This is a genomic window from Mucilaginibacter terrigena, assembly GCF_004168255.1.
Lineage (GTDB): Bacteria > Bacteroidota > Bacteroidia > Sphingobacteriales > Sphingobacteriaceae > Mucilaginibacter > Mucilaginibacter terrigena.
Genome location: NZ_SEWG01000002.1, coordinates 1 through 25650, shown reverse-complemented (window position 1 = coordinate 25650; position 25650 = coordinate 1). Strand labels below are relative to the sequence as shown.

Annotated in this window: 31 protein-coding genes; 17 read left to right on the top strand and 14 right to left on the bottom strand. The window is 43.2% G+C overall.

Translation table 11 applies throughout. The features are described 5' to 3' along the window. Position 1: 1 nt before the first annotated feature. The 7 genes from EWM62_RS03900 to EWM62_RS03870 all read right to left on the bottom strand — a co-directional run bounded on the left by EWM62_RS03900 (position 2) and on the right by EWM62_RS03870 (position 6304). Positions 2 to 664, bottom strand: coding sequence for a CBS domain-containing protein (locus tag EWM62_RS03900; protein ID WP_129875351.1), 663 nt, complete (start codon positions 662 to 664; stop codon positions 2 to 4). Positions 665 to 765: 101 nt separating this feature from the next. Beyond that, entirely contained in the window at positions 766 to 1527 is a 762-nt protein-coding gene (locus tag EWM62_RS03895) for an alpha/beta fold hydrolase (RefSeq protein WP_129875350.1), read from the bottom strand. A gap of 123 nt (positions 1528 to 1650) precedes the next feature. After that, positions 1651 to 2100 (bottom strand): GatB/YqeY domain-containing protein, encoded by a 450-nt coding sequence (locus EWM62_RS03890; protein ID WP_129875349.1) that lies wholly within the window; start codon positions 2098 to 2100, stop codon positions 1651 to 1653. Between the two features lie 170 nt (positions 2101 to 2270). Continuing rightward, positions 2271 to 3038, bottom strand: coding sequence for an SDR family oxidoreductase (locus EWM62_RS03885; protein WP_129875348.1), 768 nt, complete (start codon positions 3036 to 3038; stop codon positions 2271 to 2273). A gap of 78 nt (positions 3039 to 3116) precedes the next feature. Further along, positions 3117 to 3800, bottom strand: coding sequence for a hypothetical protein (locus EWM62_RS03880; RefSeq protein ID WP_162499768.1), 684 nt, complete (start codon positions 3798 to 3800; stop codon positions 3117 to 3119). A gap of 366 nt (positions 3801 to 4166) precedes the next feature. After that, positions 4167 to 4871 (bottom strand): 3-keto-disaccharide hydrolase, encoded by a 705-nt coding sequence (locus EWM62_RS03875; protein WP_129875346.1) that lies wholly within the window; start codon positions 4869 to 4871, stop codon positions 4167 to 4169. A 68-nt stretch (positions 4872 to 4939) separates the two neighbouring features. Then, positions 4940 to 6304 (bottom strand): Gfo/Idh/MocA family protein, encoded by a 1365-nt coding sequence (locus EWM62_RS03870; RefSeq protein WP_129875345.1) that lies wholly within the window; start codon positions 6302 to 6304, stop codon positions 4940 to 4942. A gap of 315 nt (positions 6305 to 6619) precedes the next feature. Between EWM62_RS03870 and EWM62_RS03865 the strand changes: the two genes are divergently transcribed. The 4 genes from EWM62_RS03865 to porT all read left to right on the top strand — a co-directional run bounded on the left by EWM62_RS03865 (position 6620) and on the right by porT (position 9408). Then, on the top strand, positions 6620 to 7168 hold the full coding sequence (locus tag EWM62_RS03865) for a helix-turn-helix transcriptional regulator (protein ID WP_129875344.1): 549 nt from the start codon (positions 6620 to 6622) through the stop codon (positions 7166 to 7168). Then, positions 7158 to 7850, top strand: a complete 693-nt coding sequence (locus EWM62_RS03860; protein WP_129875343.1) for a DUF3307 domain-containing protein — start codon at positions 7158 to 7160, stop codon at positions 7848 to 7850. Before EWM62_RS03865 ends, EWM62_RS03860 begins: the two co-directional genes overlap by 11 nt. 104 nt (positions 7851 to 7954) lie before the next feature. Beyond that, entirely contained in the window at positions 7955 to 8686 is a 732-nt protein-coding gene (ubiE, locus tag EWM62_RS03855) for a bifunctional demethylmenaquinone methyltransferase/2-methoxy-6-polyprenyl-1,4-benzoquinol methylase UbiE (RefSeq protein WP_129875342.1), read from the top strand. Next, on the top strand, positions 8683 to 9408 hold the full coding sequence (gene porT, locus EWM62_RS03850) for a type IX secretion/gliding motility protein PorT/SprT (protein WP_129875341.1): 726 nt from the start codon (positions 8683 to 8685) through the stop codon (positions 9406 to 9408). The genes ubiE and porT overlap by 4 nt, the downstream gene beginning before the upstream one ends. A 3-nt stretch (positions 9409 to 9411) precedes the next feature. Here the strand turns inward: porT and EWM62_RS03845 are convergent, their stop codons facing one another. Then, a complete protein-coding gene (locus EWM62_RS03845; protein ID WP_129875340.1) occupies positions 9412 to 9912 on the bottom strand; it encodes a GNAT family N-acetyltransferase in 501 nt (166 codons plus the stop codon). 196 nt (positions 9913 to 10108) lie between these two features. After that, a complete protein-coding gene (locus EWM62_RS03840) occupies positions 10109 to 10804 on the bottom strand; it encodes a S24 family peptidase (RefSeq protein WP_129875339.1) in 696 nt (231 codons plus the stop codon). Between the two features lie 139 nt (positions 10805 to 10943). Here EWM62_RS03840 and EWM62_RS03835 point away from each other — a divergent pair, with 139 nt between their 5' ends. Together EWM62_RS03835 and EWM62_RS03830 are read left to right on the top strand one after the other, a co-directional pair. After that, complete coding sequence (locus EWM62_RS03835) at positions 10944 to 11207, top strand: hypothetical protein (RefSeq protein WP_129875338.1); 264 nt, start codon at positions 10944 to 10946, stop codon at positions 11205 to 11207. Between the two features lie 89 nt (positions 11208 to 11296). Further along, on the top strand, positions 11297 to 11713 hold the full coding sequence (locus EWM62_RS03830; protein WP_129875337.1) for a hypothetical protein: 417 nt from the start codon (positions 11297 to 11299) through the stop codon (positions 11711 to 11713). A gap of 578 nt (positions 11714 to 12291) precedes the next feature. Here EWM62_RS03830 and EWM62_RS03825 read toward each other — a convergent pair. From EWM62_RS03825 to EWM62_RS03810, 4 genes are all read right to left on the bottom strand, one after another. Then, the gene (locus EWM62_RS03825) at positions 12292 to 12630 is read right to left on the bottom strand and encodes a hypothetical protein (RefSeq protein ID WP_129875336.1); all 339 of its coding nucleotides are present in this window, start codon (positions 12628 to 12630) and stop codon (positions 12292 to 12294) included. Between the two features lie 119 nt (positions 12631 to 12749). Further along, the gene (locus EWM62_RS03820) at positions 12750 to 14084 is read right to left on the bottom strand and encodes a sensor histidine kinase (protein ID WP_129875335.1); all 1335 of its coding nucleotides are present in this window, start codon (positions 14082 to 14084) and stop codon (positions 12750 to 12752) included. A 161-nt stretch (positions 14085 to 14245) separates the two neighbouring features. Beyond that, the gene (locus EWM62_RS03815) at positions 14246 to 14539 is read right to left on the bottom strand and encodes an RNA recognition motif domain-containing protein (RefSeq protein ID WP_129875334.1); all 294 of its coding nucleotides are present in this window, start codon (positions 14537 to 14539) and stop codon (positions 14246 to 14248) included. A gap of 124 nt (positions 14540 to 14663) precedes the next feature. Further along, complete coding sequence (locus tag EWM62_RS03810) at positions 14664 to 15191, bottom strand: hypothetical protein (RefSeq protein WP_129875333.1); 528 nt, start codon at positions 15189 to 15191, stop codon at positions 14664 to 14666. Positions 15192 to 15602: 411 nt separating this feature from the next. Here EWM62_RS03810 and EWM62_RS03805 point away from each other — a divergent pair, with 411 nt between their 5' ends. The 6 genes from EWM62_RS03805 to EWM62_RS03780 all read left to right on the top strand — a co-directional run bounded on the left by EWM62_RS03805 (position 15603) and on the right by EWM62_RS03780 (position 20913). Then, complete coding sequence (locus EWM62_RS03805; RefSeq protein ID WP_129875332.1) at positions 15603 to 16064, top strand: terminase small subunit; 462 nt, start codon at positions 15603 to 15605, stop codon at positions 16062 to 16064. Between the two features lie 44 nt (positions 16065 to 16108). Then, positions 16109 to 17341 carry a PBSX family phage terminase large subunit gene (locus tag EWM62_RS03800; RefSeq protein ID WP_129875331.1) on the top strand — a complete coding sequence of 411 codons (1233 nt, stop codon included), beginning with the start codon at positions 16109 to 16111 and terminating at the stop codon, positions 17339 to 17341. Between the two features lie 73 nt (positions 17342 to 17414). Then, on the top strand, positions 17415 to 18116 hold the full coding sequence (locus EWM62_RS03795) for a hypothetical protein (protein WP_129875330.1): 702 nt from the start codon (positions 17415 to 17417) through the stop codon (positions 18114 to 18116). Next, positions 18059 to 18250 carry a hypothetical protein gene (locus EWM62_RS03790; protein WP_129875329.1) on the top strand — a complete coding sequence of 64 codons (192 nt, stop codon included), beginning with the start codon at positions 18059 to 18061 and terminating at the stop codon, positions 18248 to 18250. The genes EWM62_RS03795 and EWM62_RS03790 overlap by 58 nt, the downstream gene beginning before the upstream one ends. A gap of 98 nt (positions 18251 to 18348) precedes the next feature. Then, entirely contained in the window at positions 18349 to 18789 is a 441-nt protein-coding gene (locus tag EWM62_RS03785; RefSeq protein ID WP_129875328.1) for a hypothetical protein, read from the top strand. Positions 18790 to 18834: 45 nt separating this feature from the next. Further along, complete coding sequence (locus EWM62_RS03780) at positions 18835 to 20913, top strand: hypothetical protein (protein WP_129875327.1); 2079 nt, start codon at positions 18835 to 18837, stop codon at positions 20911 to 20913. A gap of 12 nt (positions 20914 to 20925) precedes the next feature. Here EWM62_RS03780 and EWM62_RS03775 read toward each other — a convergent pair whose 3' ends face one another. Then, complete coding sequence (locus EWM62_RS03775; RefSeq protein WP_129875326.1) at positions 20926 to 21405, bottom strand: hypothetical protein; 480 nt, start codon at positions 21403 to 21405, stop codon at positions 20926 to 20928. 41 nt (positions 21406 to 21446) lie between these two features. Here EWM62_RS03775 and EWM62_RS03770 point away from each other — a divergent pair, with 41 nt between their 5' ends. From EWM62_RS03770 to EWM62_RS03750, 5 genes are all read left to right on the top strand, one after another. Then, positions 21447 to 23483 (top strand): hypothetical protein, encoded by a 2037-nt coding sequence (locus EWM62_RS03770; protein WP_129875325.1) that lies wholly within the window; start codon positions 21447 to 21449, stop codon positions 23481 to 23483. Between the two features lie 189 nt (positions 23484 to 23672). Further along, on the top strand, positions 23673 to 24293 hold the full coding sequence (locus EWM62_RS03765) for a hypothetical protein (RefSeq protein ID WP_129875324.1): 621 nt from the start codon (positions 23673 to 23675) through the stop codon (positions 24291 to 24293). A 78-nt stretch (positions 24294 to 24371) separates the two neighbouring features. Next, positions 24372 to 24629 carry a hypothetical protein gene (locus tag EWM62_RS03760; protein WP_129875323.1) on the top strand — a complete coding sequence of 86 codons (258 nt, stop codon included), beginning with the start codon at positions 24372 to 24374 and terminating at the stop codon, positions 24627 to 24629. Between the two features lie 26 nt (positions 24630 to 24655). Next, the gene (locus tag EWM62_RS03755; RefSeq protein ID WP_129875322.1) at positions 24656 to 25315 is read left to right on the top strand and encodes a hypothetical protein; all 660 of its coding nucleotides are present in this window, start codon (positions 24656 to 24658) and stop codon (positions 25313 to 25315) included. 99 nt (positions 25316 to 25414) lie between these two features. Beyond that, positions 25415 to 25650, top strand: a 236-nt coding sequence (locus tag EWM62_RS03750; protein ID WP_129875321.1) for a hypothetical protein, incomplete at its 3' end; no start/stop codon positions are given.

Genomic DNA, 25650 nt, shown 5'->3' with positions numbered 1-25650 from the left:
GTTACAAATTCAGGTAGTTCATAAACGAATCGAACCTGTCCATAGAGTTATCGTTATGATCGGTGAAGTTAAAGGTGGCTTTTACATCGTAATTATAGCGTAAAAAAGTGGCCAGAATGTTGGAGATATCCTGCTTGTTCACCTTAAGGGTTACTTCCATGCGGGTGCTATCCGGGAACGTGCGGGTGTACGAGCTCAGGATCTGCGCGTTATCAGACTCTACCACCTGCGACATATGCGCCAGTGAATTGTTCTTATTATCAACTTCCAAAACGATGATACCGCCCGGCTCGGATACTGAAGTAAGTTTGGCGAAATACTCGTTCATGGCGTTGATGGATATCATGCCCAGGTAGTCTTTTTTGATATTAAGCACAGGCACAACACTTAGCTGCCGCTCGTAAAACAAACGGATAACATCGTAAATATGCTGCTCCTCTAATACATACGGGTTTACCAGCGATAAAGCCAGCGAGCCTATTGGCGCGTTAAAGTCGGTTTCTTCAACAAGGTCGTCCTCGCTTAACAAACCCAGAAATTGTTCTTCGTTTACAATTGGCAAATGGCAAACCCTAAACTCTGCCATACGGTCAAACACCTTCTGGATACTATCAGAGGTATGTACCGGTGGAATGGCGTCGGATATCAGCTCAATTGCAAGCATTTTTATTTTTTTTAGTAGCCCCACCCAAACCCTCCCCGAAGGGGATGGCTTTAAAAGCCAATTTAAAGTCTCCCCTACCGAGGGAGATTTAGAGGGGGCTGTTATTTCTTTATTTTATTCAAAAACATCGTCAGGTACTTATTAAACTCTTCGGGCCGCTCCATCATAGGTGCATGGCCGCATTTATCTATCCAGTGCAGCTCAGAATTGGGCAGCAACTCGTTAAACTCGACAGCAACCTCGGGCGGCGTAATTTTATCATCCCTGCCCCATATCAATGATACCGGCATGGTTATTTTACGCAGCTCGGTTTTCATGTTATGCCTGATGGCCGATTTTGCCATAGCCAATATCCTGATCACCTTATGTCTGTCGTTTATCATCTGGTAAACTTCCTGCACCAGTTCTTCAGTAGCTACCGCGGGGTCGTAAAAAGTGTACTGCACTTTTTCCCTCACAAAGTCGATACTCTCGCGGCGCGGGAACGAACCGCCAAAAGCATTTTCGTACAAACCCGAACTGCCCGTTAACACCAGCGCTTTTACATAACCGGGGTGCGCCAATACATATATCAGCCCCACGTGCCCGCCTAACGAGTTACCCAGCAAAATAACGTTGCTAAGCTTTTTAAATTTTATAAACTTATGTACGTATTTTGAAAGACTGCGGACTCCAGTGGTCAACAAAGGCATATCATAAATTGGCAAAACAGGAATAATAACCCGGTAATTGGGGCTAAACTCCTTTATAACTTCGTCCCAATTGCTTAAAGCGCCCATTAACCCATGAAGCAGCAACAGCGTTTCGCCCTCCCCCTCTTCAATGTAACTGAAACCTTTTTCCTCTTTAAGCACAAAATCCATAATATGATCGGTATAAGTATTGCGTAAATATATCAGACCCGCGTTAACTTCAGTCTGAAATGTTGTAAAATTATAATTATTAACCAGTTTATCAGTTTTTGTGTAATAATTATTACAGTAAAACTATCCTAATAGTTGCTTCACTATTTCTGATACCGTTTTACCATCGGCCCGGCCGGCAAGCTCTTTATTGGCCACACCCATTACCCGGCCCATATCCTTAACTGATGTTACCCCAAGCCTTTCGATAACTTCCTGTATAAAGCCCTCTATCTCAAACCGTGTCATCTGCTGCGGCAGGTAGGGTTCAATCACATACATTTCGGCCATTTCAATATCGTAAAGGTCTTCGCGGCCCTGTGTTTTGTATATGTCTGCAGATTCTTTACGTTGTTTGATCAGCTTTTGTAACACTTTTATCTCGGCTTCCTGGGTCAGTTCTTCGGCAGCGCCCTTTTCTGTACGGGCTAACAGGATGGCAGATTTAATTGCCCTAAGCGCCCTAAGGCGGTCGGCTTGTTTAGCCAGCATGGCTTGCTTTATATCCTGATCTATTTGAGTAAGTAATGACATGGTTTATTTAGTGATTGAGTGAATTATTTTATTTCGAATTTCGAATGTTCAATTTCGGATTTAAAAAACCCTATTGTCATTTCGATGCGATAGCGAGAAATCTTGTTCGATAAGATATGCGATTAAGCATGGCGTAAGATTTTTTCCTCGTACCTCGTTCAAAATGACATTTATTTATTATTACTTCTAAAAATATTAGTCGCCGAAGCTTGCGCGGTTGGCATAATAACCAGGTCGTTGATGTTTACGTGCGCGGGGCGCGACGATATAAACCAAATGGTTTCGGCAATATCATCCGCCACCAGCGGTTCAAAGCCATCATACACTTTTTTGGCGCGTTCTTTATCACCTTTAAATCGTACCTCCGAAAACTCGGTCTCCACCGCGCCCGGGTGTATGGCCGAAACACGGATGCCTTTATCATTCAGGTCTATCCGCATACCTTTATTAAGGGCATCAACCGCGTGCTTGGTTGCACAATATACGTTTCCGTTTGGATAAACCTCTTTGCCGGCTATCGACCCTAAGTTAATAATATGCCCGAAACCATTGGTAACCATCCAGTTGGATACCACCCGGCTTACGTACAGCAGGCCTTTTATATTGGTATCTATCATGGTCTCCCAATCATCGTAGCTGCCGTTCTGGATAGGATCGAGCCCCTGGCTAAGACCGGCGTTATTTACCAGCACATCCACTTTTTTCCATTGCGCGGGCAGGCCCTCCAGGTTTTGGATAACCTGTTCGCGGCTGCGCACATCAAATGATGATATGGCTACTTCAACGTTATATTTTTTGTTTAACTGCTGCGCGATCTTCTCCAGGCGTTCCATACGGCGGCCGGTAAGTACCAGGTTGTATCCCTCGCGAGCAAATGTGTGGGCACAGGCCTCGCCTATCCCCGCGGTGGCGCCTGTTATTAATGCGATCTTTGCCATAGATAATGTTAACTATCGGCAACGAAATTATGTTTTTATGTTGACTTTATTTGTCTTTTTACCGTAAGGATAGTTGGGTTACACGGCAGGCAATCTATCAGCCGGGTTTAGCTTTTTAACAAACGACAAGCCGGTAAGCACCAGTATCAACAATGTATTATATAAAACCAGTTTCTGGGCGAAAGGCACTAACCTGCCTGCAAGGGTAATGGCTATCATATTCAGCATTACCAAAGCCACAATTATGGCCTGCATTTTACTAATGGCTTTTACCTGTATGATGGCATACCCAAAACAAACAAACCCGGCTATGGCAAAGGCGTTGGTAAATATAATATCCAACCGTGAAGCCACAATTGCCACGGATGCGAATAGAATGCCGGCTATATTGTATATATTATAGGTGTGCCCGTCTATTACGGTAGCTTTTGCTGATGATGCCAGTTTAGGGTTAACCAATACTTTTAGCTTATGCCAATCGTAAATTAGCAGTAGGATGTTCAGCAGGGTAAAAAAACCGTTAACGTAAGGTGTGCCGTTCCAGTTTTGAGAAATGGTTACCGCCAGTATCGACAGGTTCATGGGTACCAGCATAACAGCGCCAATGGTGCTGAAGCGCTGCGATAACAGCAATATACCACATACCACCTGCAAGGTTGCAACTACACGTGCAAACAAGGCTAAGCCATACTTGGCCAGCATAGCCTCTAAAAGCGGCGGACCGATTATTTGCCCGAAATGCCCGTTAGTTAACTTACACAAACCCGCCGAAAGAAAATATATCCGAGGAAAAGCCTGATGAGTATTATGAAGAAATCCTTATGCCGTATCATTTTGGTAATTACTGGTTTAGATGCCACAAAGAAAACTGTTTCTTAAAAAATAGCGGGAATCTATTAGACCAACTATTAACGATAGTCGACAAATTTGAACTTCAGCAGGATAACATCAGACGAACAGCGGTTAGCAGTCGACGAAAATAAAAAGGCCTGTTGGTTAACAGGCCTTAAGTATATGTCATTGCTGTAAGCGATAGCGCGGCAATCTCGTAGCAGGTATATTGTTCATGCATTGGCTACGAGATTGCCACGTTGCTTCGCTCCTCGCAATGACATGGGATGAAGATTCTTATAATTGCCTTATTTTGATATTCTTGTAATAAGCCTTGTGCCCATGATCCTGCAGGGCAATGTGGCCAATTTTGGCCATGCCGTATTCGGGGTGGTCTTTCCATTTGCCTTCGGCTTTTTTCTTTTTCCAATCGGCATCCCAAGCGGTAAACTCCAAGATCTTTTTACCGTTAAGCCAATGCTCTACATGCCCGTTCTTAAACACAATGCGGCTGGTGTTCCACTGGCCAACCGGCATAATTTTCTTTAACGCGTTGGGGATGTGCATGGCGTAGTCGGCGCCGGTTTTTTGCCATTCTTCCAGTTTATCGGGCACCCATCCAATATCATCTATGATCTGGTACTCGGGGCCTGTAAGGTAGCTTGCTTCGTACTTGGGCGATTCTACCACATGGTACAAAACGCCGCTGTTGCTGCCCTGATCAATCTTCCAATCCCAGGTCAGTTCAAAATTATTAAACTGCTTATCGGTTACAATATCGCCGCCTGTATCGGTACCTTTTACAGCGCCCAGGCAAACCAGCGCGCCGTTCTCAATTTCCCAGTTCTTTACCGCGCCCTTTTTATTATAGCCATGCCAGCCTTTTAAATTTTTGCCGTTAAACAGGCTGATCCAGGCCGATTTTTTTGCCTGTGCAAAGCTTTGCGAACCGGCAAAAGCCATAATTGCCGCAAGGCTTAATATTTTAAAATTCTTGTTCATGTAATTGGTTATTGGTTGTCCTATCCGCAGGGTGCTCTGCGAGAGACCCTGCGGGGGACAATAGATCATTATTTAGCCATCTTCATTTTTTCGGGATCCCAAAACATCGGGCTGTTTTTGTAGTAGCTATCGTTACACAACAATGCCGGTGCAGCCGCCCGGTATCCAAAAATGGCATCCTCGGTAACTTTGCCGTTATTACGAATAGCGGTTATCCAGTTGTTCATATGGTCGTAAGGGCCGCCCAGGTAACCTTTTTCGGCGTTAAAAGTAATTTCTTCGGGGGGTAAAATATGTTTCCTGCCCGAGTCGCTTTGCCCCGCCTTGCGCATTTTTTCGATATAAAAAGGATCGTCCGACTGGATATCCTTGTTCCTTTTCAGCGTAACGCTATCCCAGGTAATATCCATCGAGCCTTCGCTGCCTACCAGTTTAAGGTAAGTAGTACCGCTGGTGCCATCCACAAAATTGCAGCGTAACGACAGGTTGAACGCGGGATGCGCCACGGTTTTGCCATAATCAAAAGTGCCTAACAAAACATCAGGTACTTCGCGGCCGTCGTTCCAGTAACGTAAACCTCCCGACGCGTAAATTTTATTCGGGCCCATCGATCCGGTTATAAAGTGCAGGCTGCTAAACAGGTGCACAAATAAGTCGCCCGCCATACCGGTACCATAATCGGTATAATTTCTCCAGCGGAAAAACCTTTTAGAATCGTAAGGGCGTTTTTGGGTATTGCTTACATAGGTTTCCCAATCAACCGTTTGTGCCGATGCATCATCGGGTATTGGGTATTGCCAAACCTCTACCGGGGCGCGGCGGGCCCAGAAACCTTCGGCATAGTTCAATTCGCCAATGGCACCGCTTTTAAGCAGTTCGTGCGCTTTCTCGTTCCCTAATGACGATACGCCCTGGCTGCCAACCTGGAACACCTTACCGGTTTCCTGCTGGGCCTTTATCACCGCGGGGCCTTCGGCAACAGAGTGTACCATTGGTTTTTCGCAGTACACGTGTTTACCGGCGTGCATGGCATCAACAGAAATTTGCTGGTGCCAATGATCAGGCGTGGCTATAATTACCGCGTCGATATCCTTGCGGTTCAAGATCTCTTTATAAATTTTGGTGGTATAAATATCGGCTCCCCAGCGCGTTTTAGCCTCTTTTAAGCGGCCATCGTACAAATCGCAAACGGCAACAAGTTTTACACCCGGAACCTGCAGGGCAACAATGGCATCCTGTGTGCCCATGCCGCCTGCCCCTATCAGCGCTATATTTACCTGGTCGTTAGGGCCGTATTGGTTATACTTTTGTTTAAGATAATGGAAACTATGTTTGTCTGCGGCTAACAAACTGCTTCCGGCGGTTACAGCGGCGGCTGTGGTGGCCAATTTTTTGATAAAGCCCCTGCGGGATGCTTCGGGATTTTCTTTCATAAATTATGCGTTAAGTTATCTTACAATTATGTTTATTAGAATATAATTTAGGTTTATAAGACATTGGCATGCCTGAAAGTGAAGGTATAGTTTTTTAACAATAATTGAAAAAAGAAATAACGGCACATCAAAGCATTATTAGGTTTATAACCCTAATAATTAATAAATAAGGTTATTTAACCTAATATTTGCTAAATTAGGTTTAATACACTAACTTTGATACAATAAGGTGAATAAAGCTAATTTATGAATGCAGCAATTACCGCGGATATAGTTAATTCAACGTCAATGAATGACGCGGCATTCTCAATGTTGATGAAAGATCTCGAGCAATGTTTTAAACAGGATAAAGTTGAATTTTACCGTGGGGACAGCTTCCAGGTGTTTATAAAAGACGCCGAAAAAGCATTGCTTAAATGCGTTAAAAGCAGGCTGTTGGCTATACTATATACCGAACAAACCCGGATAGATATACGGTTAAGTGTTAGCATAGGCGTATTGAGATCGGATGTAGTAAACATGGGTTCGAACATGGAAGAAATATTTGTAAACTCGGGAAGACAGTTTGACAAATTTCAGAACTCATCGCGCAGATTATATATCAACTGTGGAAACACTGAAAAAGATTTTACGTATGAAATAATAGCCGAATATGTAGATAGCCTGCTCGACAGGTTAACGGCCCGGCAAGCAGAAGTGCTTTACTATTTACTCTCAGAGAACACGCAGGCCGAAACTGCAGGGCTGTTAAAATTAACACCTGCAACTATAAGCAACCACGTAAGGGCAGCCAGGTACGAAGAGATTAAAAGCATGCTTAATAAATTTAAAATATTAACCAATCAGTTAAAGGATGGAAAGTAGCATTATATGGCTTATAAAATTACTATTAGCTCATTTTATAAGCGATTTTTGGTGGCAACCATCAAAGTGGGTTAAAGATAAAGAGCGCCGTAAAATAAAGTCGATATACCTTTATTGGCATATCCTGGTTACAGGCATCACCGCCATTTTATTTGTGGGCTTTAGTTATTGGAAGGTTGTTTTGATCATTACCCTCATCCATGGCCTGATAGATGTGGCAAAATCTTACGCAAAACCGGGTTTCAGAAATTTCGCCATTGACCAGATCCTGCATGTTTTAGTAATAGCCGCAAGCTGGGTGCTTGTTTTTGGGCATCAGCCAAGCATGCCGGCAATAAATGATTTTTATGTAAACAGTAAATTTTGGGCATTTGCTGCCGGGATATTCTTCTTAACCTTACCAGCATCCATTATTATTGGGCAGGCTACCAGCCAATGGGCAGTGCCCGCCGGGTTAAAGAACGCCGGTAAATATATAGGTATAATTGAAAGGCTTTTGATATGTCTGCTGGTGTACCAGGCCCATTATGAGGCTATTGGTTTATTAATAACAGGGAAAAGCATACTACGCTACAACAGTGCAAACGAGGAGGTTAAAACCGAATATTTATTGATAGGGACCCTATTGAGTTTATCTTTAGCATTTGCGGTAGGACTGGCGCTTAAAGCTATTATGCAATAAATTAATTATGGCATGCTGTTCTATTGAGTTTGTCTTTTTACCATCATCTATCAACCATTAACTATCAACTACAAACTCCAATACTTATCTTTGCCCGCATATTCATGAGCAAAACTGTAACACCATACCAAAACCAGCAGGGCACCAAAAAAGAGCAGGTGGCCGATATGTTTAACAATATATCTAAAACCTACGATTTTCTGAACCACTTTATGTCGCTGGGGATAGATATCATCTGGCGTAAAAAGGCTATCAACGAGTTAAAGAAAGATCAGCCTCAACTGATTTTAGATGTAGCTACGGGGACGGGTGACTTTGCTTTCGAAGCATTATCTATACTGAAGCCTAAAAAGATAATCGGGGTGGATATTTCGCAGGGTATGCTGGATATCGCGAAGCAAAAAATAGCCAAACGCGGCTTAAGCGATAAATTTGAAGTTAAACTGGGCGATTCGGAAAAATTGCCTTTTAATGCGGATGAGTTTGACGCCGTTACCGTTGCCTATGGCGTGCGCAATTTTGAACACCTGGAAACCGGCCTTGCCGATATTCACCGGGTGTTGAAACCAGGTGGTAAAGCTGTTGTGCTGGAGTTTTCAAAACCAAGGGTATTCCCGGTAAAACAACTTTATAAATTTTACTTTAATTATATAACACCAGGCATAGGCAAGCTTTTTTCTAAAGATGCAAGGGCTTACACTTATTTGCCCGAGTCTGTCGCGGCTTTCCCGGATGGCGAAGCGTTTACCAGCCTGATGCAAAAAGCAGGTTTTAAAAATACCAAAAGCCGCCCTTTGGCGTTTGGTATCTGTTCGATATATACCGGTATTAAATGATAAAAACCCGCCTTTTCATAACTATCCTGTTGATGGGCTGCAGCAATTTTTTATTTGCGCAGGCATGGGGCGGCGGTGCCGATAACAATGACCTTAGCTTTGGCTTCTCGTTTTCGTATTTGCAAAGCAGTTTTAAGATAATTAAACAACCCAACTGGCAGGAACCCTTTTTTGATACCGAACTAAACCAGTATGCCACAAGTAAATTAACCAGTATTAGTTCTAAGCCTTTACCGGGTTTTGCGGTTGGATTTTTAACGCGATACCGCTTAACCGATCACCTGGAAGTGCGCGCTACGCCATCGCTGGTATTTGCCGACAGGGCCGTAAGCTACACCTATGTAAACCCCGATCAGGATGTAACCAAATCGGTGCAAACCACAACGGTTGATTTCCCCTTGCAACTTAAACTCAAATCGGACAGGATAAAGAATATTAGGGCCTACCTGGTTGGCGGCCTAAAGTATTCGGGGGCTATCGGCTCAAAAAAGAACGAAGCCAACACCGCGCCTACTGAGCGCCTGCTCAGAAATATAAAAGGTTATTCATCGTACGAGGCAGGCTTTGGCTTTGATATCTATTTCGAATACTTCAAGCTGTCGCCCGAAATAAAACTAACTAATAGCTTGGGCAACATGCTTCTGTCAGAAAGCACACCGTACGCTACACCTATAAGCAGGTTATCGCTGCATACGTTTACATTTAGCCTGTTTTTTGAGTAAATGTTAATCTAATCGTTTTTCGTAACAAACAAATCTTAAACCCGGCCTAAACTCCAGGTCCATCTCGCCCATAAATTTGTACCCCAGTTTTGGGAAAAGTTTTTGCGTAGCCTGGTTGTTGGTATTGGTATCTACTCTCAGGGTATTTATCTTCCGGTCAATAGCAACGGTTTCTGCCTGCTGCAATAATGCCGCGGCTATGCCCCTCCCCTGGAAATGAGGACTAACAGCCAGCCTGTGTGTTACAATAGCCTCTTCGGTAATATCAAGGCCTACCTGCGCGTATTCGGGGTATTGCTCGGTAGTAATGGCCGATACGCCTGCAATGGCGCCGTCAATGTCGGCTACCCAAAGCTGATTTAGTGCAATGTCGTTTTCAAAAACCGCCGGGTTTGGGTATGAATCATCCCATTGCCCGTTACCGCCCGCTATCATTAAGGGCACAACATCTTTAATCAACTGCATTATTGCGGGGATATCTGTTAATTTGGCAAGGCGGATCATTTGATTTTAAATTTACGTCCCGATAGCTATCGGGATTAGATTTCGGATTTATTCAGGTTATAATCTCGAACGAGATACGAGGAGAACTACCGTAAGGGGCTGATCGTTATCGCTGGTTGGAAATGACATTTTATTTTAGACTGCGAATGTTTGACTTTTTCGTCTCAATTCTCACGTCTAATATCTCAAATCTAAATTAATGGTTATGCTTTTTATGTATATCCTTCACCAGGCATAGTTTTTTTATTTCATCTATGCGGATGGGGAAAGGGGCATATTTTAGACGGTTGCCCACCATCTCTGTAACGTTATCCGAGTGGGCTATTACCTCTTCGGGGTTATCGCTGGCCAGCAGGCGCTTGTACATGCGGTAATCGCCCCATTCAATGTAATACACCTCGCCGGGTAGTATCTTATTATCGGTAATTACTTTTAAAGCAACCCAGCAGCCGTTCTCTAAATATGGATACATGGAGTGGCCCCAAACCGGCAGGGCGAAGTCGCACTCTTCAATCCCTGGAAAATTCATGCGGCCGACCGGGAGCGCGTCATTTATATCATTGTAAACCTCTACACCCGATGCCGTGGCAATAATATCATACATCGGGATCCCCTCTTCGCGGCTTGCAGCCACAGGTTTATCCGCGGTCCTTTTTTGGCTGCCAAGATATTCACCGTATTTTTCCTTAAAAACCTTCAGCTTTTCAGGGTCGATATTTTGGCGGCTCTTGATGATCTCGGTAATAGAACTGGCCGAATTGAAACCCAATGCATCTGCTAATTCGCTATTGTTATTAAATGCCCTGCCACGCAGCTGATTATAAAGGATTATAAACTCCAATGTTTCGGGCCGTACTGTTTTTATTTTATTAGGTTTTGATAGCTCATCCATGGCAATAAAAAATAAATAAAGATTTTTCTTGATTTATTTAAAGATATTTCTTTATATTTGTTCGTTCGATAATTGCTAATTTAAAACTAATAATCAATAATCCAAACAATATGCTTACAGAACTTAAAGAATATACTTTATGAAATTCAGGATTTGGATAGATACCTATGCGTCATACATTCAATTAACCGCCCCCAAAACTTCCAATATTACTGCACCAATGTATATAGCATATTCCGTATTGCGAGATGAACAAAAAACCGGCAAAGACTTGCCCGATAATAATAAATTAAACAAACGCCTGGAGGGCTATATAGCCGCTTGTGATAAGTATCGCAACGAGATAGCGGCCATCCAAAAATACATACCCGGATGGACACCGCCGTTTGAGCTTAAAGCTTAGAGTAAGAAAGCGGAAGCTAAAAAGCCCCTGACTATGAACTATGAACCATCAACTATGAACCCTTCTATAAACCATCAACTAATATAATCATGATAAAAATTGCTCAAAAACTAAAAGACCAACTATGGTGGCTTATTATCACTGTAGATTACAATTACAGCCGCATAAGCATTGCCGACCACGACCTTACCGACGACACGCTTACTCTTTGGCTGGAAGACAAACAAGACTTTAAAAACTCATTGGACGAATGCCTGCAGCTGGATATCTCTGTAAAGAACTTCGCCAAAATTATCAATGCCGAAAACCTGAACAGTTACGAAGGCCAGCGCCTGCACCCTAATAAGCAATTTGTTTATAAAACCCGTGTACAGATCAACGAAGCCATAACCTGGTACAAACAGGATGCTACCCTGGTAGAGCAGCAATGGGCACGCGAGGCAATGCTAAAAACCATCTTAACACAATTGGTTGAGACAGAAGCGGCAGTTGATAAAGACTGGTAGACATTATGCCATTTGGAATATTTAACATTATTGTTGAAGATGTAGATAAGTTCTCCGTTAGGTATGGTAGTGCATTACCGTTGGGCTTGTGGATGTTCATTTTTTCGTATTGTGTTAATTTTTGTTTTGGCACTCAAGAGGGCTACGCCGTTTCTTTGCCTTAGCCGCAAAGAAAACGAACCAAAAGAAAAGGCCAAGTCAAAGCGAAGCTTCCGCCCGCCCTGCCGGTTCTTAACGCTTTCTCCGCGCATGCGCGGAGTTCGAAAGCTAAACCGTCTTCCCGCCATACTCCCGGCCCGCCCGCTTTGACGCTTGGGCCAGCGCTCGTTAGACAAAAAGGCTTAATCGGGTAAATCACGGCTCAGCAACGAGTGTGAGGAACCGAACGTTACTTCAAAATGCGGCATTGGCCCATTCGGGTAGTACAGGCTTTGCAAACGCAGTAACTTTCACAGAAGGGGACGCAGCCGCGACTTTTCTTTGGTTACTTTCTTTTGAGAGAAAAGAAAGTAACATCCACTGACGGTTCATAAAGCATAATGCCCTTCCTAACGGAGATGTAACTGCTGAAAAAGGGATTACTTGGTTTTAACCAATTGATCCTGTTCTTTATCTACCTCAACAAGCTCCTCAACTTCGCTAATCGCTTCTGCGGGTGCAGTGGCGTAGTTTAACTTACGAAAGCGCCATATGGCAAAGGCAGGCTCCTGGTAACGGTTTATTAATTTGAAGAATTTTGGGAAGTTGTGTACCTCATCGAGCAGTACGCCGGTTACGATGCCACTGTTGTCCAGGATCTCGCGGATGGTGTATTCTTTATCTTTAGTGATCCAGATCTCAAAGTCGCGCCTTATTTCGGTGCTTTTATCGGCATCAATTTTATCATTTATACATATCACTTTATCACCCGGCCTCATAATAAGTCAAAATTAAAAACTCAAAAGTAAAAAACGCCTGTCATAAGCATTATTACATTAGTTAAACCAACTTAACATCATCATGTTTGACTTTCAACTTTAAACTTTTGACTTTTAACCTAACTACCCGCCGGCATAGATACGAAGAAGGCCGTACCTTCGTCGGGGGTGCTTTCCACCCATATGCGGCCGCCCTGCATTTCGGTAAATTCTTTGCACAACAACAGGCCAAGGCCAACACCTTTTTCATTATCTGTACCAAAGGTTGATTGGGCTTGTAGCGAGAATAGCTCCGCTTGCTTTTCGGCAGACATGCCAATGCCATTATCGCGGATGATAAGCCAGCATTCGCCGCTTATTTGTTTGGCCTTAAAGCTTATTTGTCCTCCCGGCTGTGTAAACTTAATCGCGTTGCTTATCAGGTTACGAATCACCAGCTGCAGCATATCGCTATCGGCCACTATGCGGATGTCCCAATCTATCTTATCAGTAAGGCTGATATTCTTTTTAAGCGCGATGGCTTTTTCAAGCTCGATGGTATTAAAAAGGGCATCGCGAAGGTTAACGTACCCAAGTTTAACATTAACCCCATCCATTTGGGCTTTTGACCATATAAGCAGCTTACCAAGCATATCAATGGTGCGCCGGGTAACCTTGAGCAGGTCACCTTCAACCATTCTGCGTTCGGCAGTATCAAGTTCGTATTCGGTAACCAACTCCAGGTAGTTCTGGATATTGCTAAGCGGCGAGCGCAGGTCATGCGCTATGATTGACATCAGTTTATTTTTTTCGGAGTTAATGCGCTCCAACTCGTGGTTTTGCTGTGTAATGTGATGGTTTTGCACCTCAATGGCATCGGCTTTGTCTGATGCCGATCGCTTTTCATGATCATAGTTACGCCTTAGGTACGTAATTGTATAATATACCACTATTACCACTACCACATATGCCGAGGTAAGGTCCCAGTAACGGCTTTCGCGATTGATATAATTATTGGGTACCCAGTTTGGGTAATAATACTCGACCAGGTGCATACTGATAATGATGGCCATGTTGAGGCCTATCCAAAATTTTTGCTGCCGTTTAGGCACAACGCAAAGCACCAGCAATATGCACAACCCCATTAGCAGATCGGTTGGCCCGTAAGTGCCTGCGTTATATTTAAAATTTATGGCGAATAGCAGGTTACCGATAATGGTAAATATGGTAACCGTTGTTTTTACCTTGCCGCGATACCTGGACAGGTAATAAAGTACCGAAAAGATGAGAAGTGTTACCAGGCTTAACAAAGAAATAAACGGAAGCCCTATAAGGTAATTAAAGGGCACATTATAAGCAAGCGCTAATATCGAAATCAGGCAAAGTGAGTGGAATATTCTGACCTCTAAAGAGAACTCCGCAGTAGTGCCTGTAAGCCTAAGCCATAGCCTGTTTATATTTCCAAAGAGGCGCAAGTTGTAAATTAGTTAGGGTTATACAAGGTTACAAATAAAAAATTACAGCACAAACCTTTAGAGCAATACTTATCTTAAAAAAATAAGAATTTTCGTAAATTGTAAAAGCATAAAAAAGCCCCGCTAAGCAGGGCTAATATTTTTCAAAGAAATATATAGGCTTAGTTGCGGCTAAAACCGCCTCTGCTGTTACCACCACCGCCAAATCCCGGGCCTTTATCCTCGGCTATATTAACTGTTATGCGTTTACCATAATAGCTTTGGCCGTTCATGCATCTGATGGCTTCTTTAGCTTCCGCTTCATTAACCATCTCAACAAAACCAAAGCCCCTGCTTTCTTTTGTTTCACGATCTTTAACGATCCTGAGGGACTTAACAGGCCCAAAATCACCAAAAACCGCATTTAGTTCGGCCTCACTTACTTCTAACGGAAGGCCTCCAATAAATACTTTCATTAATCTCCTTTTGTTTTTCTGTAAAGATACGCAAAACAGGGCGATTTTTATAGCGCGCAAGGCAAATGAAGGGCTCTGTAAGATGTTTTTTACAATGAGGTGTCAATACAACAAGTGCAGGGTATTACTGCTTCTTTAGCTTAAGTTCAAAGGTGCCCTCTACCCTGTAAAGCGATGAGTTTGGATCATCGTCTTTAGAAAGGAAGGTGAAAAAATTACCCTTTGCAAGTACATCTTTGTTACGGTATTGCAGCAGGTTTATTTTACCCGAATCGCCGGGCTCGGCATATTGTGTAAGCGTGTATTGTTGCGAGTGGATAACATCGGCCATCATCAATAACTGGCCTCCTGCTACAGGTTTGGTAAGGCTATCGGCTGCCGCCCCTTTAGAACTGACGCCAAAGCTCATGGTATGTTCTTTATTAATGGCAGTTATTCCAAAATAACGGTTATCGCCGGCGCTCATGTTCACAAAAGCAACTGAATCTTTAGATGCATCGAAAGTATAGGTAGAGTCCTGCATTTTGATGGTCAGGGTACCCTCGGTTGCCAGGAAATTGTCAGGCGAATTGGTGGTTAACGCGCTATCCGCGTTTAATGCAATTTTCTTTTGATCTACAGCTTGTTCGCCGGTATCTTTTTGGCACGACACTGCCAACACCGAAAGGAGCAGGACAAGTGAAACATACCAATTAGTAAACCGTTTTGAGTGCATAGGTAAATCGATGGTATAAAACTATGAAAAAATATTTTAATTACGCCCTGCTAAACCGGTAAAAACAAAAAATTTAACACTTTTTAACGATATATTATAAACGTGCTGAACCGTTCAAAGTTTTGCCAAATTGTCAAAATAATAATATTTGTTTCGCGATATATAATATTGGTTACCAGAGAGTTTATTTCGCCCCAAAATATCCGTGAGAAGTTACCAGAATACATATCCGGCCTATTGTGGGTTCATAAAGAAAAATCTTTATTTTATTTGCATATTTAAAGAATAAGTATTATCTTTGTATATATCAAATGCCAACCGGCATTAATTACATAATCTTATACATTCATGAAACGCTTATCCTCGGCCCGTGGTTATACCATGCGCATCAACCGGTATTTTGATTTGATAAAAGGCAAGTTTCATATGGAACTATTACCAAATACCGCTTTGAAAGAAAAAGGTAAACTTACTTATCAAAAAATCTGGGATACCGAGCCCGAGCCACCCACCCTATCGGGGTTGGCGCTGTTCCTTGGCTTTAACAGCCGTAACGAATTTGAGGCTTACGAGCGCGGCGGCGAGTTTGCCAACCATGTTAAACGCGCGCGGTTACGGATAGAGGCCGAGTATGAAAAGAAACTGCATTACCAGTCGTCGACCGGTGCCATATTTATGCTTAAAAGCCTGGGCTGGGCCGAAAAACCCGACGGCACTTTACTTACCGACATCCCTAAAACAATGAAGATAGAAATTGTAAACCCGGGCCTTAAACTGGCGGTTAACGAAAACGAAGTGATGCTGAATTGATTAAAACACTGATCCCGGCCATGTAAACTATCATCCCAAATCAAATGAAAACTTCTACCTTATTTAAGCATAATTACGAGGCCACTACGCATGTAGTAATTAACCAGGGCGGCACCAGTTCGGGCAAAACCTATGCCATACAACAAGTGCTTTTTTGCCTGGCTGTGGAGACCGAAAAACAGATCATAACCGTAGTAGGCCAGGATATCCCCAATTTAAAATCGGGGGTGTTGCGCGATGCGCAGGCCATCCACAACGAATCGGAAGTCCTGAAGATCATGGTTAAAAACTATAACAAAACCGACAGGATCTTTGAGTTCAGCAATGGCAGCATCATCGAGTTTAAAAGCTACGCCAACGCCCAGGATGCCAAAAGCGGTAAGCGCGATTACCTGTTTGTAAACGAAGCCAACGGTATTGCGTGGGATGTATACACCGAGCTTGCCCTGCGCACCAAAAAACGCATTTACATTGATTACAACCCCAACAATGGCTTTTGGGTACACGATAAACTGATTGGCAAGCCCGGTGTGCAGCTTTTTATATCAGACCACCGGCACAACCCTTTTATTGAGGAGCCATTACGTAAAAAAATAGAGGCGCTTAAAGCCGAAGATCTGGAACTATGGAAAGTTTATGCCCGTGGCCTTACCGGTAAAATAACCGGGCTGGTGTTTAATAACTGGCGCATATGCGAGGCCATCCCGCAGGATGCCAAATTGATCGCGGCCGGGCTCGACTTTGGGTTCACCAACGACCAAACCGGCTGCCTGCTGGTTTATAAACAAAACGGCGAACTTTGGGTAGATGAACTATTTTACGAAACCCATCTTACCAATACCGATATCTCGCGCAAACTGCAGGAGCAGTTTATCAGCAAAGCCACAGAGATCATTGCCGATAGCGCCGAACCAAAATCAATAGAGGAATTGAAACGCATGGGCTGGTTTATAACAGGCGCGAAAAAAGGTGCCGATAGTATCAAAAACTCGATAGATATCCTTAAAAGATACCACATCAACGTTACCCGCGAAAGCGTACACCTGCGCAAAGAACTGGAGCGATATAAATGGAGAACTGATAAAGATGGGAAAACCATTAACCAACCGGTTGATACCTGTAACCACCTTATAGACCCTTTACGGTATGTTGCCCTGAATAAGCTGAATACCAAAGGAAACAGCACCTTAAAAACCAGGCTGCCGAAGCCCTCCCGGCCCCCGTTGGCTAACGGGGGAGTTTTTGAAGAACTGATTGGTGGCCCGTTATCACAATAAAAAAACAATTTTACTTTAATAGATCCCTGCATAATTAAATCTGCTCCCCCTTCAGGGGGTTGGGGGGCTTTGTATGATAGAAAAAACACTTATAACCACACATGGCAAGTTGCGGGTAAAAATACCCTCGCAGTTAAACGAGGTTACCCTGGGGCAAATGATGGCTTTGCAGGATAGCCCCCAGCTTGGCGACCTGGATGCCATCAGCATCCTATCAGGCGTGCCGGTTACCGACCTGCGATCGGTACGCGATGCAAATGATTTTATGCAGTTTGCTGATGCTGTATTGTCGCTATCACATCAAATTAAATATTTGTATAACAGCGATGAGATCCCCAAAAAGTTAACGGTAGAAATAGATCAGAAACCGGTTACCGTAAATGTTATCAATAATCTTTCGGTAGAGCCTGCAGGTGCCTTTATGGCCGCCCGCGATGTTATAGCCGACGAGATAACAGAACACGTAAAAATATACGGCGAGGATAACTGGAAAGATTACTTTAACCCATCGCTTACAGCATGCTGCAAAGTGCTTGCCTTTTACTTTTACTGCCTTGCCACCGGCAACGTTTATGACGAATACGCGGCATCAGCCTTTACCGAAACTATTAAAAAAATAAGGGTAACGGAGGCACTGCCCATAGCCAAACATTTTTTTATGAGCTATCCAAACTTATCGAAACCGAGAACAGGCTTTTGGCATCGGCTGCTACAGTTTTGGAGAAAAGGGCGGGCATTCAATCCTTCGAAAAGTTTAAATACATCAACACCATAAACTCGCTTGCCGGGGGCGATATCACCAAATGGCACCAGGTGCTGGCCATGCCCTACGAACGCGTACTCACCAAGCTGCTGCTTAATAAAACCGAAGCAGAATATCAGAAAAGATATAGCGAATTAGCCCCCTAACCCCCTGAAGGGGGAACAAAATTTATTATCAAACTTATCCCTGTAAGTAATTTCAATTCAAAAGCTCCCCCTTCAGGGGGTTGGGGGGCTTCACATTTATGCGTAACCAAATAGAAGCCATAACTCAAACCCTTAGCGCCAATCCGTCATTTTTATACGGCACCGAAAAAGAACTGAACACCCTGGCAGATGATGCCGCCTTCCCCTGTGTGTTTATGTACCCTATGCAACCCATTGTGGTATCGCCGCAGGTAAATGGTTCGGTAGATAATGTTTTTACCCTGTACCTGGAGTTTTTGTACAAAACGGAGTTCGGCCAGTTTACCGCCGAAAACGAAACCTATGTACAGCAGGCCCTGCATATGGCAAACGAGTTTATTGTAAAGGCCGCCAAATACCGCGATGGCGATGGCCGTTACTTCCGCATCAAAGCAGGCGAAAAAGCCAAATGCCTCCCCGTTTATAACAAGTTTGATGTAAACACAACCGGTGTAGGCCTAACCATAACGCTTAATACCATGTACTATGATGTTTACTAAGCAATGCTGTAACCTAAGCCTATAACTCAACCCCACATAAAAGAAATGAACTTAATAGCCACCATCGAAACATATAACCTGCCATCCATCATATTGGATAGTAACAACAGCCGGTCGCAGCAGGCAAGGGTATCCATCGCCATTTACGACCCTGTAACCGGCAAGCCAACAAACGGTAATAATTGCCAGGTGTTTTACAGGCTTACCGACGAATTTAACAACGCCACCATTCAAAGTGCATTCGTACCCGGCATGAGCGTAGTTATTTTTGAAGGTGAAATAGGCCGTGTAATTTTTGATAGCCCCTACCATGTGGCATCTTTTACGGCGAAAAAATTCGAGTTTGTATCCATAACCGGTGGCGAGGTAACATTGCCCCCTCCCCCGCCCGGCGACATCCAGTTCATCAGCATAATTGTTAACAATCCCGAAACTTCTGCGGGGGCGCATAACGGGCAGATTACGGTAAATGCAACCGCTACTTATCTGCCTATCGGCTATAACATTGATGGTACAGGCTCGCAGGTATCATCCATATTTACAGGCTTGGCGGGCGGCACCCATACTATTACAGTAACAGATGCAAACGGGCTAACATTAAGTAAAACTGTTTACGTACCTACGGTTAATAATTTACTGCGATCAGACCCATCGGTAACATTACCGGGCAGCAATATATCCCGTTGGAACGCCGCTTTCAACCCGGTTGTTTTCACCTATCAGCGCCGGGATTTTAACGTTACCGAACTACAGCTGCATACTATAAACGGCAAAACACGTGTTTTTACCAATGCCGATATTTCTGCCGTGACCGCGGGCGATATGATCTATATCGAAACCCCAACCTGTACGGGGACATTTAAAGTGACCGAAAAATATACCGCCAATGCTTTGGTGATAGATACGCCTTTTATGAGCAGCAGTACAGGTTTTATTAACATTAACCGCCTGCGGCCATATTATAAAATAACTACCCGCATAACATATTATGATAAAATTACCGGGCTGGAAAACACCATAGCGGCAACAAACCGCCCCAACAACAAAGGCATTACCCGGGCAGATATTTCAAACTTTTTACAAAGCCTGCTGCGGGCTAAAGACGAAAACGATTTTACACAAAGCAATTATCGGGATGATAACCTGAGCGCCTGCTACAAAATAGCCTACGCCGAAGAATGGGACGGCCATACCCCAACTTTTAACACTATCGAACACCCCTATTATGTGGTTTATGCCGCCAAACAATTGGGCGAACGTTATGGCGGCAACCTGGCAGCTTACGTGCCTTTCAGCACGGTGCCAAATGGGGTGGATAAAGCCAAATGGATAACTGATTTTGCCGAACCGGCTTACAGCAACGGCTACCCTTTCGATATCGGTTTTATTTATAGCGAGGATATGGTAGGCCGGGAGTTATATGCCGAATTTACCTTGCTGGATATAAATCGCAACCCTTTAGCCGGCGGCCCCGATACCACATACCTGCTTAACGATGATGGTTCGTGGTTGCTTACCGAAGACGATGGAAAATATGTTATTGCAAGGCAAAACCAATCTGCATTACCGGTGCCGGGGCAATTGGGCCTTAACCGCCTGCTTATACCCGGGCCGTTTGCTGCCGATGTTTACTATATCAACGTAACATTAAAATATAATGACGGTTACGACATTGCACATACCGTAACCCAAACCCAAACCATCAGGGTTGACGACGCGGTAGAAGATCAATCGGTTTACCTGCGCTGGATCGGGCTAAGCGGCAGCTGGAACTATTACCGCTTTGTTTACAACCAGGAAATAAGCCTCGACGTGCAAAACGCCGTAATCATTAAAAATTACGTGAGCGACTGGGAACACCAGGACAGCATTGAGGAAGTAATAAGCAAAACCGCGGGGCAAAAAGTAAAAGTAGTAGCCGAGGACCTGCCTGTTGCTGATATCAAGGGCTTACAGTCCATCAAATACTCGCCCAAGGTGCAAATGCTGGTAAATAAAAACCCGGTTAAATGGCAAACCATTGTTATCAATACAGCTACCTACAGCGAGTACGAAACCCGCAACGGCCAGGCGCCGTTCAGTGTTACGTTTAACTTGCCGGCAATAAATATACAGGTGCAGTAACGCTTGTAATAGCTATTGCTCTTTTACAAGTGCAAGGTGCCTCTGCAATTGATCAAACCTGTCGTTTTTGTAAAAATCTACGCCGTAGGCAAATACTTTATCCGTCATTTCAAGTTCAGTACCGGTAAACCTGGTGATGTACGATACAAAAGCGCCGGTGCCAACATAATCGTTTGTAGATAGGTCTGTCACCTCGGTGAAATGGATCTTGGTATCGTCGGTAACATATTTAAACTTTCTGATAGTAATTCCTTTTACAATCATCGTTCCAGAGCCGTCGGCTTTAAAATAAATATGGTCAACGTAATCGGATGTGGGCTGGTTGCTAAGTATGGCAACAGATTTATCGCCAAAAATATACTCGGTACTTAACGATGTCAGCTTCCAGTTTCCTGAGATCTCTAATGTCTTGGGCTGTTCAGCAGCCTCCTTTTTACACGATGACAAACCCAGGCTAATAGCAATAAAAAACAGGAAATAAACTTTTTTCATTCAATAATATTTTGCCCAAAGATATAATTTATAAAAATTAAATGAGCCAACTACAACTTTACATAAACGATGACCTTGTTGACCTTGCCGACGATAGCCCTGTTGCACTCACCTTCCAGATAAACAACCTGGCCGAGGTGAAGAACCAGCAGGGCAACACCAGCAACCAGTTTAAGCTGCCGCTAACGCAGCGCAACCGGCAAATACTGGGTTTCCCGGATGATGTAGCTTTTACCACCGCCCTGCCCTACAATAATTACCAGGCCAAAATTATACAGGACGGGCTGGAGATAGTACCTGCCGGCCTGGCCGTTTTAAACAGTGTAGATAATGATACCGCAGCTATTACAGTACTTAGCGGCAATGTTGATTTTTTTGATAATATCGATGTTAAAATTTACGACATGGGCGATAGCAGTATCCCGGCGGGGGAACTAAGCCTGTTTAAACCCTATCAACACGATTGGACAATTAGCAACGTAATATCATCGCAAAGCAACACCGAAGGCTGGATATGGCCGGTGGTGGATTATGGCAGGATAGCTTACCCGGTAAACGACCCTGTTACCGTAGATGTGCGCGACCTGCGCCCTGGCTTTTTCCTGAAAACGGCTATAGAAATCATGGCACAGCACGCAGGATATAAAATAAACCCCAACAGCTTTTTGTTGAAGCAAAGCCTGTATCAAAAGCTGATAGTACAATTTGCCAACGACTCGTTTGAACATGGAACGGACTATCAGCAAAAAGACAATACGGTATCGCTTAAAGATAACTATAGCAGTATCGACCAGATCATAACCAGGCCCCGTGTTGATGGCCCAAACGCGCCGTATGATTATATATATTTTAACACTACATCGTACACCGCTGCGCGCGATATAAAATGTACCGCTACCCTAAACTTCGACCTTTATTTGCGCGGTACCGCCGGTGGCAGCTACCCATCGCATGTGCATATCTTTTTTGTTAAGGTTGCTGCAAACGGCACCGAATCGGGCGAGATCAACGCACTGATATACGACCTTGCCAACGATGCTGAAATAATAAGCCCGCCGTTTGCAGTAAAGATCGGTCAAAAAACCTTCAACAAGCAAAAACTGTCGGCAGATTTCGACTTGCAAGCTGGCGAGAAAATATTTGCCCGGTATGGTATAAATCATATTGGGTCGCCAAATAACCTGCAAAACACTTATGGTAAAATATCCAAAGGCGCGTCGTTTACGGTAGATGTAGATCAGAAAGAGGTCCTATACTCCTACCCTGTGCAGTGCGAGCGTATCTTCCCGGATATCACCTTAAAAGATCTGCTGAAAGATACCCTGCAGCGCTTTGGTATAATTTGCCAAACAGATAATACCACGCGCACCATCACATTCGCGTCGTTCAGGGATATTGTCAACAACATCCCCGCGGCAAAAAACTGGACAGGCAAGTGCCTTAACCAGGGCAAAAACATCTCGTTCCAGCTGGGGGGCTATGCGCAGGTAAACTACATGAAGTATAAAGAAGACGATGCCATACTGCCCAAAAACTATAGCAGCGCCCAAATAAATGTAAGCGATAAAACCCTGCCCGCCAATGCCGACCTGTTGGAAAGCCAGTTTGCCCCAACCTTAACCCGCCCTTTTGTTGGCGGTACCATAGCGCAAATAAACAAGGTAGACCATAACAGCGACGATACCGATTACAGCATAAACACCCAGCCGCGCATCCTGATAAACCGGATGACCAACCTGCGCGATGCCGGCAACAAAACTATAAAATTTACAGACGGCAAACCCGGTAACGACAGGTTTTTAAACGACGAGATATGCACACCACAGTTTTACAATAGCGCCAACGAAAGCCTGCTGTGGGACGATCTGCGTAAAGCTTACTACCCCGAGCTGGAAAAGATACTGCAGCAAACCAAAAAGGTGGTACGCTATTTTATGCTTACCCCGCGCGATATATTGGAACTGGACCTGCTGATCCCCGTTTACCTGGAGCAGGACAGCGCCTACTATTACATTAACAAAATTGACAGCTGGCGCAAAGGCCAGCCCGTAAAGGTGGAGCTGGTGAAACTGGGTTAGATAATAAGAAAAGTTGATGTCCCACTACTATAAATTAGGCTTTAGATGAAATTATAAACCCGAAAATCTTGTTAAGATTTTGAGACCCTATCTACTGAAAAATATTTTTTAACATTGTTGTTATTAATAACGTAGATATTTATATTTACCAATAAAACTAGCAAAAACCTAAACAATTCTATAAACACAATGAACCCTAAAATAAAGCCCAAACAGGCAAAAAGCAAACTAACCAAATTAGTAGCTGTTTCAATTATTATTGTCGCCCTTATAGCGTTGGTAGTATTCAATTTAAATTTTGTAATTATCAATTTTCAATATTATTTACAACCCGAGACGTTTAAACCGGGCGAGAAAGTTTATCTTAAAGAAAGCTATTATCTACCTAATGGCAGTTACGGAATTGGTGCCCAAAGATTAATACGACCATTAAATAAGCAGGAAATTGATGAAATGCCTTATAAAGACCTAAGTTTTGATGACGAAAAAAAGGCCAAATTGTATGCCAGTATAACCCCAGACTTGAAACCTTACGTGAGTAATTATAACATAACGTTTGTTTACAGCAAAATGAAGGAAAACAGGACCGCTTTAATAGGTACTTACGTAGGCCAATATCTGTTACCTGCTAAAGGCCCCGATAATAAAGGTGTAACTGATCTTTTTTACGTCATCAAGCCAAATAAACAGGTTTTCTCTGCTAATCGCTTCCCCAACTCATCTATACCAGAAAACTATACGCTTGCCGATAGTAATATCTACATTAACTCTAAAACAGCAACCTCAGAAGAATTGGCGGCTTTTAAATAATTCCATTTTAGTTACTTAAAAAATCCTCGTATAATCATCAATCAAATATGCCAAATGGCATATTAAACACACTTTATTATGGCAAAATATAATTCCGTTACCGACAATGAAATTGAACAGGCAAAAAAATATAAGGATGCCTTAGACGAACTACAGAAATCTGTAGTTGGCTTAAACAGCAAGCTGCCCTCCTTTGCCGATGGTTTAAAAGCCGGCCTGCAAGGCATTGGCGAAAAGTTGCCCCCACTGGTCGAAGTTTCCAACTTCGACCTAAAATTGGGCAAGAATTCCTCTTGCGAGGCCAATCTAATTTTTAAGCAGGTCTATTATAATTAAAAACTTATTTGCTTTTCCTAAATCACATGTTTATATTTACCAATAAAATTAGCAAATACAAACCTATGCAAACCGCTACACAAGTAACACCAGAGCAGGTAAAAAAGCCAAAAAGCCGCAAAAAATCTACTATTATTATATCCGTAACTGGTATTGTGTTGCTAATAATTGCCGCAACGGCATTTTACAACTGGGATTATTTACAGTTGTACTATTGGAACGCGCGGTATAATAAACTAAACCCTGGCAATAAGTTATATGAGCGACCTGATTGGGTAAAGGATACACTGGATGTGGATCTTTTTAGATTGATACGCCCAATTACAGATAAAGATATTGATGATCAGCAGCTAACAGAATTGGAAAAAGACATTGCAAAAAAAGTATTAATTTCATCAACAAAAACTTATCTGCACAGAACATCCTGGCATATTAGTGCCGATAAGCTAATCAAACTCAAGTCTGCATATATTGGCACTTATCAAGGCAGCGATATTATGGATGATTTTATAAGCGGAAAAACATTTACGGGTTTATATTTTATCATCAACCCTAATGAAAAAGTGCTTGGTAAAGACAAATACGAGTTCCACAAACTGCCAAAAGGCTACACTTGGGCCAACGGGCCTTTTTATGTGAACATTTACGACATATCTGAAAAAGAATCGCCCGAGTTTAAGAAATAGCTGTTTTTATTAAAAGCTAACTTTACATATCATTTGGCCTATTTACAGGCTTAAATTAAAATTCAAACTATGCCAATTGGCATTTAAAACACAGTAAATATGGCGAATTATAATTCCGTTACCGACAATGAAATTGAACAGGCAAAAAAATATAAGGATGCCTTAGACGAACTACAGAAATCTGTAGTTGGCTTAAACAGCAAGCTGCCCTCCTTTGCCGATGGTTTAAAAGCCGGCCTGCAAGGCATTGGCGAAAAGTTGCCCCCACTGGTCGAAGTTTCCAACTTCGACCTAAAATTGGGCAAGAATTCCTCTTGCGAGGCCAATCTAATTTT

Coding starts and splice junctions, on each gene's coding strand:
- EWM62_RS03900 (WP_129875351.1), bottom strand. CDS start 664: ATGCTTGCAATTGAGCTGATATCCGACGCCATTCCACCGGTACATACC.
- EWM62_RS03895 (WP_129875350.1), bottom strand. CDS start 1,527: ATGGATTTTGTGCTTAAAGAGGAAAAAGGTTTCAGTTACATTGAAGAG.
- EWM62_RS03890 (WP_129875349.1), bottom strand. CDS start 2,100: ATGTCATTACTTACTCAAATAGATCAGGATATAAAGCAAGCCATGCTG.
- EWM62_RS03885 (WP_129875348.1), bottom strand. CDS start 3,038: ATGGCAAAGATCGCATTAATAACAGGCGCCACCGCGGGGATAGGCGAG.
- EWM62_RS03875 (WP_129875346.1), bottom strand. CDS start 4,871: ATGAACAAGAATTTTAAAATATTAAGCCTTGCGGCAATTATGGCTTTT.
- EWM62_RS03870 (WP_129875345.1), bottom strand. CDS start 6,304: ATGAAAGAAAATCCCGAAGCATCCCGCAGGGGCTTTATCAAAAAATTG.
- EWM62_RS03865 (WP_129875344.1), top strand. CDS start 6,620: ATGAAAGATCTCGAGCAATGTTTTAAACAGGATAAAGTTGAATTTTAC.
- EWM62_RS03860 (WP_129875343.1), top strand. CDS start 7,158: ATGGAAAGTAGCATTATATGGCTTATAAAATTACTATTAGCTCATTTT.
- ubiE (WP_129875342.1), top strand. CDS start 7,955: ATGAGCAAAACTGTAACACCATACCAAAACCAGCAGGGCACCAAAAAA.
- porT (WP_129875341.1), top strand. CDS start 8,683: ATGATAAAAACCCGCCTTTTCATAACTATCCTGTTGATGGGCTGCAGC.
- EWM62_RS03845 (WP_129875340.1), bottom strand. CDS start 9,912: ATGATCCGCCTTGCCAAATTAACAGATATCCCCGCAATAATGCAGTTG.
- EWM62_RS03840 (WP_129875339.1), bottom strand. CDS start 10,804: ATGGATGAGCTATCAAAACCTAATAAAATAAAAACAGTACGGCCCGAA.
- EWM62_RS03835 (WP_129875338.1), top strand. CDS start 10,944: ATGAAATTCAGGATTTGGATAGATACCTATGCGTCATACATTCAATTA.
- EWM62_RS03830 (WP_129875337.1), top strand. CDS start 11,297: ATGATAAAAATTGCTCAAAAACTAAAAGACCAACTATGGTGGCTTATT.
- EWM62_RS03825 (WP_129875336.1), bottom strand. CDS start 12,630: ATGAGGCCGGGTGATAAAGTGATATGTATAAATGATAAAATTGATGCC.
- EWM62_RS03815 (WP_129875334.1), bottom strand. CDS start 14,539: ATGAAAGTATTTATTGGAGGCCTTCCGTTAGAAGTAAGTGAGGCCGAA.
- EWM62_RS03805 (WP_129875332.1), top strand. CDS start 15,603: ATGAAACGCTTATCCTCGGCCCGTGGTTATACCATGCGCATCAACCGG.
- EWM62_RS03800 (WP_129875331.1), top strand. CDS start 16,109: ATGAAAACTTCTACCTTATTTAAGCATAATTACGAGGCCACTACGCAT.
- EWM62_RS03795 (WP_129875330.1), top strand. CDS start 17,415: ATGATAGAAAAAACACTTATAACCACACATGGCAAGTTGCGGGTAAAA.
- EWM62_RS03785 (WP_129875328.1), top strand. CDS start 18,349: ATGCGTAACCAAATAGAAGCCATAACTCAAACCCTTAGCGCCAATCCG.
- EWM62_RS03780 (WP_129875327.1), top strand. CDS start 18,835: ATGAACTTAATAGCCACCATCGAAACATATAACCTGCCATCCATCATA.
- EWM62_RS03775 (WP_129875326.1), bottom strand. CDS start 21,405: ATGAAAAAAGTTTATTTCCTGTTTTTTATTGCTATTAGCCTGGGTTTG.
- EWM62_RS03770 (WP_129875325.1), top strand. CDS start 21,447: ATGAGCCAACTACAACTTTACATAAACGATGACCTTGTTGACCTTGCC.
- EWM62_RS03765 (WP_129875324.1), top strand. CDS start 23,673: ATGAACCCTAAAATAAAGCCCAAACAGGCAAAAAGCAAACTAACCAAA.
- EWM62_RS03760 (WP_129875323.1), top strand. CDS start 24,372: ATGGCAAAATATAATTCCGTTACCGACAATGAAATTGAACAGGCAAAA.
- EWM62_RS03755 (WP_129875322.1), top strand. CDS start 24,656: ATGTTTATATTTACCAATAAAATTAGCAAATACAAACCTATGCAAACC.